General features: G+C 40.6%; 9 protein-coding genes. All 9 read left to right on the forward strand.

Annotation, left to right across the window (positions count from 1 at the left end; genetic code table 11):
* Window positions 1-136: 136 nt before the first annotated feature.
* Window positions 137-439 carry a hypothetical protein gene (locus ABIL00_07645; protein ID MEO0110631.1) on the forward strand — a complete coding sequence of 101 codons (303 nt, stop codon included), beginning with the start codon at window positions 137-139 and terminating at the stop codon, window positions 437-439.
* Window positions 440-704: 265 nt separating this feature from the next.
* A complete protein-coding gene (locus ABIL00_07650) occupies window positions 705-1322 on the forward strand; it encodes a hypothetical protein (protein MEO0110632.1) in 618 nt (205 codons plus the stop codon).
* Between the two features lie 91 nt (window positions 1323-1413).
* Complete coding sequence (locus ABIL00_07655; GenBank protein ID MEO0110633.1) at window positions 1414-2280, forward strand: ParB/RepB/Spo0J family partition protein; 867 nt, start codon at window positions 1414-1416, stop codon at window positions 2278-2280.
* A 5-nt stretch (window positions 2281-2285) separates the two neighbouring features.
* On the forward strand, window positions 2286-2864 hold the full coding sequence (locus tag ABIL00_07660) for a methyltransferase domain-containing protein (GenBank protein ID MEO0110634.1): 579 nt from the start codon (window positions 2286-2288) through the stop codon (window positions 2862-2864).
* Between the two features lie 42 nt (window positions 2865-2906).
* Complete coding sequence (locus tag ABIL00_07665; protein MEO0110635.1) at window positions 2907-3341, forward strand: hypothetical protein; 435 nt, start codon at window positions 2907-2909, stop codon at window positions 3339-3341.
* A 9-nt stretch (window positions 3342-3350) separates the two neighbouring features.
* Complete coding sequence (locus ABIL00_07670) at window positions 3351-7064, forward strand: C25 family cysteine peptidase (protein MEO0110636.1); 3714 nt, start codon at window positions 3351-3353, stop codon at window positions 7062-7064.
* Between the two features lie 94 nt (window positions 7065-7158).
* Window positions 7159-7473, forward strand: a complete 315-nt coding sequence (locus ABIL00_07675) for a hypothetical protein (GenBank protein MEO0110637.1) — start codon at window positions 7159-7161, stop codon at window positions 7471-7473.
* A gap of 271 nt (window positions 7474-7744) precedes the next feature.
* On the forward strand, window positions 7745-9817 hold the full coding sequence (locus ABIL00_07680; GenBank protein ID MEO0110638.1) for a vWA domain-containing protein: 2073 nt from the start codon (window positions 7745-7747) through the stop codon (window positions 9815-9817).
* Between the two features lie 12 nt (window positions 9818-9829).
* A partial coding sequence (locus ABIL00_07685; GenBank protein ID MEO0110639.1) for a tubulin-like doman-containing protein occupies window positions 9830-10714 on the forward strand: 885 nt, incomplete at its 3' end.

The raw sequence follows: 10714 nt of genomic DNA on the forward strand, positions 1-10714 counted from the left end.
TGAAATAACCCAACTTCTAAAAAGACTTGACGAGGCATATCGTAAAAAGTATAGTCTTTCCATAGAAGACGAAGAATGAAAAGTATCCAAATTATCAACAAAATTTACATCCTAGCTATGGTAAGATGTTATTTTGATGAAAGACGCCCCCTTCGCTTTTTATATCACCAGGGCAATCATTAACGCCGAGATAAAATTTTCCGTCTCATCAAAAACCGAATATTCTACCCCCAATCCTTTTCTTCCCGGAATTAGACCCGCAATTGGGAATAGGAAGGGATATTTCCTTAGACATTTTTCGGGAGAAGAGATTGGGCCTAAGATTAGGTCCTTTTTTCAGGAAGAGGGTGGTATAGAGATTCGGATTTTAACTGTGGGGAAGGTTTTCTCTAAAAATAGGAAAAGAAGGTCGGATAGGAACTGGGGGAGGAGGTGGTAGGGGAGATGGTGTTGGGGTGCAGTTCAATTTACTCTAAAATTACTAAATTATTGGAAATAAAAACCTTAAAAAGAACGCCCTTCTTTTGATAGGCGACATAAGATGTCGCCTCACAGTATAAGAATCATAATAAATCCTGGTTATGGTTAGTTAAATTAAAAAGTTTAAAGTCCTAGAATGATATGAAGTGAAACTATTGCACTATTTACTTGACAAAAGAATGTTTTATGGTTATCATTAGAGTTTAAAAAATTGGGAGGACAATATGAAGAGGTTATTTTTAGCTATTCCTCTCTTTATTCTCCTCTTTATTTTCTGTGGTGAGAAAGGAGAGGAGTATTTCCCGATGGGCGTAGGAAGCGTTTGGAAATACACCGGATACACCCTACTGATAACCAGCTCTTCTACCGACACCATCCAAAAGTTTACTTCTGATACAAAAGCGGACAGTAAAGGGAATCTGGATAACGGATTAGAAGTCACGCTCTTTGTAAACATTGAGACAGTATACGTGAAAAGCCCTTACGAAACGACTTTGGTTGAGGTAGACACCACCTATATCCGGGAGAGTGGGAATTATATCCTTTCTTATGAGTCAAAAAGCGATCCTGCACCGGATACAGTTCTTGCTCTCCCATTAGAAAAGGATAAGACTTGGCAAGTTGACTCGACAACCACCGCTAAGGTCCTTGTGGAAGAAAATGTGACCGTGCCTGCGGGAACCTTTAAAGCCTGGAAGGTGGAGCAGACGACCCAAGGAATTCCTATCTATTATTGGTTTGCCGAAGGGACCGGTTTAGTGAAGGTTAATATGGATTACGAACCAATCTCTGGTTACCGGTATGTGATGAATATGGAACTGAAATCCGCAAACGTCAAGTAAACAAAAAAGAAAAAAACTGGGGCGGAGAAATTTCTCCGCCCCTTTTTATTTCCGCCTTTTGACTTTATTCTTTTAGTTATTATAATTCCTTATGCGGAAGAGAAAAGGGGAAGACTTTTTGGAACTCCTCAAAAAGGATGGTCTGGAGATTCTTTCTGTCTATCAAGAGCCCTTTTCGCAAAAAGAACAAATCTTGGCTCTGGTGCCAATAAAAATCTGTAAACCAACACCCTTCCAGAGAGAGATTTCCCCAACCCATCTAACGCGCTTAAAATACTCCATCGAAAAGACCGGAAGATTTTTAGACCCAATAATTTTAATTCGGACCAAAGAAGGAGAATATTGGACGCCTAATGGTAATCACCGCCTGGCGGCGATGAAATCCTTGGGGAAAGAGAAGATTACGGCAATTTTAATTCCCGAAGAGAAAATTCTCGGGGAAATTCTGGCTTTGAATACTGAAAAACCACACAATATAAAAGAGAAGTCATTAGAGGTGATAAAGATGTATCATCATTTCTTGAAAATAGCCGGGGATCTTCCGGAATCGGACTTTACTTTTCAATTTGAAGAGCCTTACTTTGCTACCTTGGGAATAATTTATCAAAAAAGAGAAAGATTTTCTGGCTCAGCGTACGTTTCGCTCTTAAAGAGAATTGATCAATTTCTCTCTCTGCCTTTGTCCCAGGCGATAAAGGAAAGGGAAAGACGGGCAAAAAGGGTTGAAGAAGAGGTAGAACCAGAAGTCATGCGGGTAATTAAAGAATTAAAAGAGAAAAAACTTAACTTACTTTTTATTAAACAATTCGTCATTTCTCATAATAATCCTTGCGCAAAGAAGAAAAATGAGCGAATGGATTTTGACGAAGGAATTGATGCTTTTCTTACTAATCTTACCCATTTTGATATCGGGAAATTGCGACTAGGAGAAATACCGGGGGATTTTTCTGAAGAGTAAATTTTATGTTTCCTGAGGAAGCAGATTGGATTATTGATAAATTAAAGAAGATTGATTTAAAAGGAGTGCGGAGGTGTTTGAATGTCGGTTCCGGTGATTTGCGATTTCGTACTCAAGACCAACCACACCAGGAAGCAATTTTCCTTCTCTTGAAAGAAAGGGGGATAAAAGTTGACCACCTTGACCAAAAAGCCGGCAAAGGGGTTGATATTGTGGCGGATATTAAAGAATTTTCTCCTTCCGAGCCTTACGATTTGATATTTCTTACTAATGTTTTGGAACACTTAGAAAATCCAGAAATAGTAGCAAAAAGGGTCTTAAGCCTTCTTGCCCCCAAAGGTTACCTCTTTGTCACAGTTCCGAGATTTTACCGTCGCCATCCCGACCCGATTGATACTGGATTCCGCCCCAGCAATAAGGATTTAGAGAGAATGTTTTCGGGAAATAAATTTCTCTTTTCGGAAATCATTAAAATAAAAAAGCCGAGGGACCACTTGGGGAAAATTATTTCTTTTTTGGGGATAAAATGGAAAGTCTCCTGCCTCTTATTACAGAAAGATGTTGACCTTGACTTTCAAGTTTAATTCTTTTATAATACAAAATGATAAAATCAAATGGAGGAGTCTATGAGAAGTAAACTTCTCTTTATTTTCGCTCTTATTTTCTTCTCTTTTGCCTTTGCCCAAAAAGTATCAAAAGAAAAGGCAACAAAAGCGATTACCGATTCCCTGAAGGGTGCTAAGGTGGAGGCTTTAGAATACATTAAAGATAAAGGGCTTTACGAGGCAAAAGTCTCTTATAACTACAAAAAACTTCGGGTGACAGTTGATGGGACAAATGGGAAGATAGCAGAGATTCAAGAGTTAGAAGACCCAATCTTCTCCCGGATAAAAGAGATAGTAAATATCATCGCCCCGGGTGAGATTGTGGAAAAAAGCGAAGAACGAGAGGAGGATGAGATAACTTATATCCTCATGGTAAAAGGCAAAGATAAGATGTTAAGAGAAATTGAGGTCTCAATTAGTGTTGGAGAACCAGAGGAGGAAGAAGGGGAGGAATAAGGAGGATTTATGGTAAAGATAAAGCCAATTTTTTTATTTTTCTTTTTAACAGCCCTCGTCTTTGCCGGCGAGATTGTTAAGGAAATTTCTTTTCCCCAGACTTTACTTCATCTCATACCCAAAGATGGCTATACCGTTGTTAATTACGGTAATGCCCCGGAGATTGATGGTCAACCCGGCTCACCATCTCTACCGGTAATTCCCGTGCATATTGTCATTCCCGCTGATGCGGAATTAGAAGGAGTTGAAGTTTTAGATGTTGAGGAAAATAAAATCCCTGGTGAATATCTATTATATCCAGTCCAACCGGGGAGAACATTTTCCGACTTAAAACCCCACCCTTTTGTCCCCCCAAAAGAGGAGTTTTATTCTCAACAGAGTATCTATCCGGAAAAAATCTTAGGCTATATTGGTTCTGGGAATAAAGGTGGATTTCGTCTTTGCCGATTTTTAGTCTTTCCGGTTCGCTACCTTCCCGCGAGAAAGGAATTGTATCTTGCCGAAAAGATTAAGGTCCGAGTTTCTTATAATGAAGGGAGAATTATTCCCAAACCCATATCTCCATTTAAATTAACACTCTTCTCATCGGATGTCGGTGATTTAGTAATTAATCCAGAAGATGTGGAAAGGTTCGCTCCACCAGTCCGAACTACTCCGGCTTTTTCTCCTAATTTGCCACCAGGTTATTACGAATATGTGATAATTACTCCCCAAGTCTATCGGGATAGTTGCGAACCACTTCGTTACTGGCGGCATAAATTAGGTTATCCCGCTCGGATAATGACCATTGAAGATATCCAATCAACCTATCCGGGAAGGGATTTACCAGAAAAGATGCGCAACTTCGTTAAAGATGCGGATACGGTCTGGCAGACGGTCTTCTTCTTCATTGTCCGCCAGGATGCCCCAGCCCAGCAATACCGCCTCTTGCGGGTCCGCTATACCAGTAATGAAGACTTACCCGGTGATATCTACTTCTCTGATTTAGACGGTACGTGGGACTTTAATAACAACAATATCTTTGGCGAACCAGCGGATAGCATTGATGGTTATTCTGATGTCTATGTCGGAATGATGACAACCGAAAGTTTTCAGGAGATAAGAACCTACCTTAATAAATTATTCCGTTACGAGCAAAACCCGGATTCTACCTATTTTGAGAAGGCATTACTACCCGTAGCGGTCACTTTCTCTATGGAATTTAACGATTCCATTGCTAATGCGGCACCTGCGGACTGGTGGTGCTGTAAGATGTATATGTCCGGAGGGCATGTCCAACCATCACCTCAGAGATTTACCGATTCCATTAATGCCGGTTATGGCTATACCTCAGTTATCGCCCACGGCACACCAAGGACTATGGAACTGAATGGCAGTTGGACCGGAACTATGGCTTGCAATTTAACCAATACCAATAAACTGAATGTGCTAACTGCGGTCTGTTGTGACCCAGGTTCCTTTGACCTTTATAACGACTGTCTGGCGGAGACAATCACCGGGATTGCTCAGAACGGCTTCGCCGCGGTGATGATGAATGCACGTTCCGGCTGGGTAAGAGTTGCAGAATACTACAACTACCATTTCTTTTATAAGTTTTTACCTCGGATGCCAATTGGACGTCATCCCTTATGTTCCGCCTACGTCTATGTTGGTCAGGCATTAGCCCATTCCAAAGACCAACTCCGACCTCTCTGGCCAATGACCGATTCCTCTCGTTTCCGTTGGGAAGCCTATGAGAGAAATCTCTTCGGGGATCCGACAATTCCCTTAAATGTGAAAAATCCCCACCATCTTACCGCCCAATTCCCGCAGGCAATAAATATCGGAAGCAATGTGCCGGTCCCAATCACTGTCACCTATCAATCAAACCCGGTTTGTTCTGCGCTGGTCTGTCTGATGATGGGTGAAAATGTCTATGCCAAAGGGAGAACCAATGGCTCAGGTCAGATAACCCTTTATGTTTCACCGAATCAAGTCGGCACAATGCTTCTGACTATTTCCGCTCGCAATTATTTCCCTTATGAAGATTCAATCAGGGTTGTTTCCACCGGTCGCTATGTCTGCCATCTTAGACATTTTATTGACGATGCACCACCAAGAGGTAACGGTGATGGTATTCCGAATCCCGGTGAAGAGTTAGAACTTCCAACTTGGGTTAAAAACTGGGGAAACCTTACCGCCCAGAACGTTATTGGCCGTTTCTTCACGCGTGACCCTCAGGCACAATCTTCTGACACAATAAAAAACTTCGGTAATATTCCAGCGGGTGATTCCGCCTTTACCGGTTCCAATGGCTATAATCTAAGAATCAATACCGGACTTTCTAATGGCTATGCGATACTCTGCACCTTAATCTGTAAAGATAACTTAGATTCTTCCTGGGTCTCCCGGTTTACGATTACTGTTGGTACCCCGGTCTTCTCTTTCCAGAATTACCTTGTGAGCGACTCTCACGCCCAAAGACCAAATGGTCGGATTGACCCGGGTGAGGATGCTTTCTTGCGGATAGCAATTAAGAATACAGGTCTGGGACATGGTTATAACTGTCAGGCGAAATTGAAGGCTTATGATACCCTCTTCTTTGTCTGGGATTCATTAGCGAATTACGGCTTTATTCCTAAGGATTCGGTTAGGATTAATAACGAAGACCGGTTCCGGGTTTATGCTGACCCCAGGATGCGACCGGAAACCCAAGTGCCTTGTACCCTCTTTCTAACCGCGGATGGTGGTTACACTCAGAAGGTAGGCTTTACAATTGGCGTTGGGGCGTTAACGATTACCGACCCGATTCCGGATGGAGACCCGGCAATTTATTACGCCTATGATAATATTGATACCTTCTATGTCCAGCACCCAACTTACCGTTGGATTGAACTAAGAAACCGGGGAACCCAACTGCCCATCACTTCGGATGACCAGACGATAAGAATTCTTTTACCCTTTGTCTTCAAGTATTATGGTCAAAGATTTGCGGAATCGCTTTCGGTCTGTGGCAATGGCTGGATTGCCCCAGGAAGATACACATCAGCAGTTTATACCAACCAGCCACTTCCGGACCCAACATCAAGTAATCCCCATTCTATGATTTGCGTCAATTGGGATGATTTATATCCGCCCTATGGCAATAGGATCTGGTATCTCTACGAACCCGATTCGCACAGATTCATTATTGAATGGGATTCAGTCCATTACTTCTCTCCCAATACCCAGTGGGATAAGTTTGAGATTATCGTTTATGATACGACCGTTCCTACGCCAACTGGTGATAATAAGATTGTCTTCCAGTACTATACCGCGAATAACTACACCTCCAATACCGTTGGAATTGAAAATAACACATCCACTCGTGGTATCTGTGGACTTTACAACGGCACTTACCATCGGGCACAGGCACCTTTGATTCCGGGAAGAGCAATCTCTTTTGAGACCGGCGAACCCCAGGTGGGAATCTTAGAAAAAGAGCTCTCATCTTTTGAGCCTATAAAAGGGATTCTTAAAATTTATCCCACAGTCCTGAGAGGCGACCTGAAGATTGAATACTTCCTATCCGAAAAGGAAATAAAGAAGGTAATCCTCTACGATGCGGTTGGTAAAAAGGTCAAAGAGTTTACCTTAAAGCCCGGAGTCCAGACCTTAGAAATGAAAAATCTACCTTCCGGAATCTACTTCTTGCGTCTAAAAGAGAAGGTTAAGGAGGATTACAAAATAATCATTCTAAAATAAAAAATAGGGGGGCACCATCTCAAAAAGGTGCCCCCCTAAGTTTAGATAAGGAAGGGAGGTTTAATTGGAGGTGGAGGGAAGGGGGGTAAGCGATATGAGATTTTTAATTATTTTCTTTTTTCTTTTTAATCTTTGCTGCGCCAAATTCCTTCCCACGCCAATTGAAAAAATCCTTAATGACCCACGGGGATATGAAGGAAGAGAGGTTTTAATTCGGGGAGAGGTAACCGAAGTCTTTTCCCTAATTTTCATCAAATATTTTAAAGTTAAGGATAAGACCGGTGAGATTGTTGTTCTTACCGAAAAACCATTCCCAAAAGAGGGAAATGTAGTTAAAGTAAAAGGCAAAGTAGAGACAATCCAAATCGGCAATGAGACCTACACCGTCATTAGAGAAAATAAGGAGTAAAAAGGAGATCTACTTTTTAAGAGAAAAATGAAAAAAATACTTGACTTTATTAGACCTTTAAGTATAATACCAGTTCTTTAGAAAGATAAAATAGTTATGACCGGGAAAAGGCGGCGAATTTCAGAAATTCCCCTTGACAATTCTAAAAATTTCATTAAAATACTTTATGAATATGAAAAAGTCGTGGTATTTTGGAAAGGTTATTTACCCTTGTACAACAAAAATGTGCAATAAGGATCCCTCTCCCACCTCTCTATCCCAATTTATGAGGGTGGTTAAAATATCTCTACTTTTCTTAATTCTTTCTTGTGGGAAGAAAGGGGAAAAAGTTATTGTCCCTTTCCAAGTAGTGCCCAAGCCCTTAGATGTTTTCCTTTTACTTGACCAATCAAGTAGTATGAGACAAACCGATCCAAATAATAATCGGATTGATGCTTCAAAATTTTTGGTGGAATATCTGGCGACCTATTGGGCAAAAGAACAGGACCACCGGATTGGTTTAGTAAATTTTGGGGATTTAACCCCACCAAATCCTGATGATGAGATGGTTCCTCTTGTTTCTTTAGATACCACAAAAAAGAAGGAGAGAGAAGAGTTAGTCAACAAAATAAAACCCCTGGACCTAAGGTATACAAAGTTTATTGAGGCTTTTCGAAAAGCCCGAAGGGGGTTTGAGGAAGTGGAAAAAGACAGACCGAGACAGAAAGCGATTGTCCTTCTTACGGACGGCGAGCCTGATGATTTGCGAAGATTATCACGAGAGGCCTATTTTAGTGAAATTATCAAATTCTTTAGCGACTCCCTGCAAAATTGCTACCTATGTGTCCTGGGAATAGATAAAGAAGATAAGTATTGGTCAAAGAATGATCCTTACTGGAGAAGAATTGCCAAATACACACAAAGGCTAATTTCCACAGAGGAAAAAGATTTAAAAGAGGCTTTCTGGAAAGTGATTTCAGTATTAATGGAAGGGGTAGCAGAAAAATGGGATTCAATTCCCCCCGAAGGACTAAAAATTCAATTAGACCCATATTTAGAAGTGGTCACTTTTACTATCCATCGGGAATTACCCCATGCGGAGGTTTCAATTCTTAATCCTAAAGGATTAAAAATTAAGGAAGAGCCGCCAATGATTAGTAAAACCTTAGAAAGTCCCCGAACCGTAATTTGGAAAGTGGAAGAACCAGAAGTGGGAATTTGGATTTGTCAGATTGAGAAAGGAGCGGGGAAAGTAGAAATTGGTACAATGAAGGTACCAGTTCAACCGAGACTCATTTACCCGAAAGAAGTTCACCCCCAAGGAAAGCCATTTACCATTTTAGCAAGTTTTTTACGAAGAGATGGTAAACCTATAAAAGAACACCACGCCTATAAATTAAAGATGTGGGCAGATTTACAATATCCGGGAAGTCCAATTTTTGAGCATTTAGACTTAATTGAGACACCAGAGATTGGTATTTTCTTGGCAAAGGAAACAATTAAAACTACACTGGAGGGTGAATACCAAATAATCTTAAATATGAAAGCACATAAGATAATATCGGAAACTGCTATTCCAGTTAAAGTGGTGAGAATCCCCTATATTGAGGTCTTAAAGCCCAAATACGAAGAGGTGCAACCTTGGCACAAAGATTTGATTATTGAGGTGGAGATAAGGCTTGGTGGAGAGAACTTAAACCCGACCGATTATTTTATTGATAATCCCAATGCGATTATCTTTTACCAAATTGAAGATCTTGAGAAAGGTAAAGTAATAAAATCTGGACATCTCCGATACTTAGGTGGAGAAAAAGAAGCGAGGTTTTCTGTGAATGGAGGAAAGATTAAAAAGAGTGGTAAGTATCGCCTCATTCTTAACCTCCGAAGCCGGAAGAAAGATGGGACAATTTATGAGTACACAACAAATCCTAACGGAGTAGCGGTATATAGGAAGATGGATCTCATCGATTTCCTAATTTACCGATTTTATATTTTAGGCGCGGTAATTCTTATATTACTATTCCTTTTCCACTACTTAGATATTTACATTTGGAACCGTCATAAATTTTGGATATTGAGTTGTCCGAAACTTACTGGCAGTTTAGAAATAATAAAAGAAGGGGAGCCACCAATTACCCTCACTCTCTCAGGGAAAAGGAAGGTAAGAGTAAATAGCAAGGGAAAATTGTCTTTTCTGAAAAAGGGAGGAGATTTAATATTTTTTGCCCGGCGCGAGGTAAACGAAGAGGGGCTAATTACGGAAAAGGGATGGGTTGAGAATAAAGTAACCCAAGTAACTCTGCCCTTGGAGGGGGTTGAAGAGATAGATGTTAAGAACTATAAAGTTAAGTATAACGCTTACTAATTAGGAGGGAATATGCCAATGTCAATTTTTTTGATTGGTTTGGGCGGTTTTGGGAAATGGGTGGTCACTGCTTTTAAGAACCGCCTTTTAGAAAGATACGGAAAGGTGGAAAATATTCCTTCTGAGTTTAGGTATATCGCCTTTGACCTCGTAGCCACTGAGACTCCTAATCCTCAATTCCACCGCTTCGGTTTTGGGAGATGCGTCATTGATACTCTGGACTATACATCTTACAGTAAAGATTTTCATCTATTTTCTGGCGATTATAAGCACGAAATGGAGAAAATCCAAAATAATAGCCAAGATAAAAATCCTTTCATTTCCAAGTTTGTAAGTAAAGAAGATGCGGAACTTTACATAACTGACATCCTCAGGCGGAATATCGCTGCGGGCGAAAGAAGGCTTACTAGCCGAACCATCTTTTTCTTAGATTCAGAGAAAATCTATAATAAACTAAATTCTTTTTTAAGAGACGAATGCCTCTGTTTTATTGTGAGTTCTATCGCTGGCGGGACTGGCTGTGGTTCTCTTTTGGATTTTCTAATTCTACTTCAAAGAGTTGCGAGGGAGCGGCGTTTTGGAAAAGTTTATAGAATCCCTATACTCTTTTTACCCCACGGTTTCAAAAAGGCAAAAGCCGGAGAAGATTTAAACTTTTTAGAGGCAAATTGTTATGCCTTTTTCCGAGAGTTTCAAAGAATAGACCTGAAAGAGACCCAGATAAACATTTCCTATTCTCATTCTCTAAGCAATGTTAAGAAATCTGCACAAGAAGTTCTTGTTGACCTCCCCTTCATCATTGATGGGGATAAGATCGGCGGTGAAAAGGGAGAGAATATTCCTTTTTATGAAGGGGCCGTTCAATCTATCGTAGATTTTATTGAGAGTTTTTGGTAT

The organism is candidate division WOR-3 bacterium, assembly GCA_039801905.1.
Lineage (GTDB): Bacteria > Hydrothermota > Tepidihabitantia > Tepidihabitantales > JBDRVQ01 > JBDRVQ01.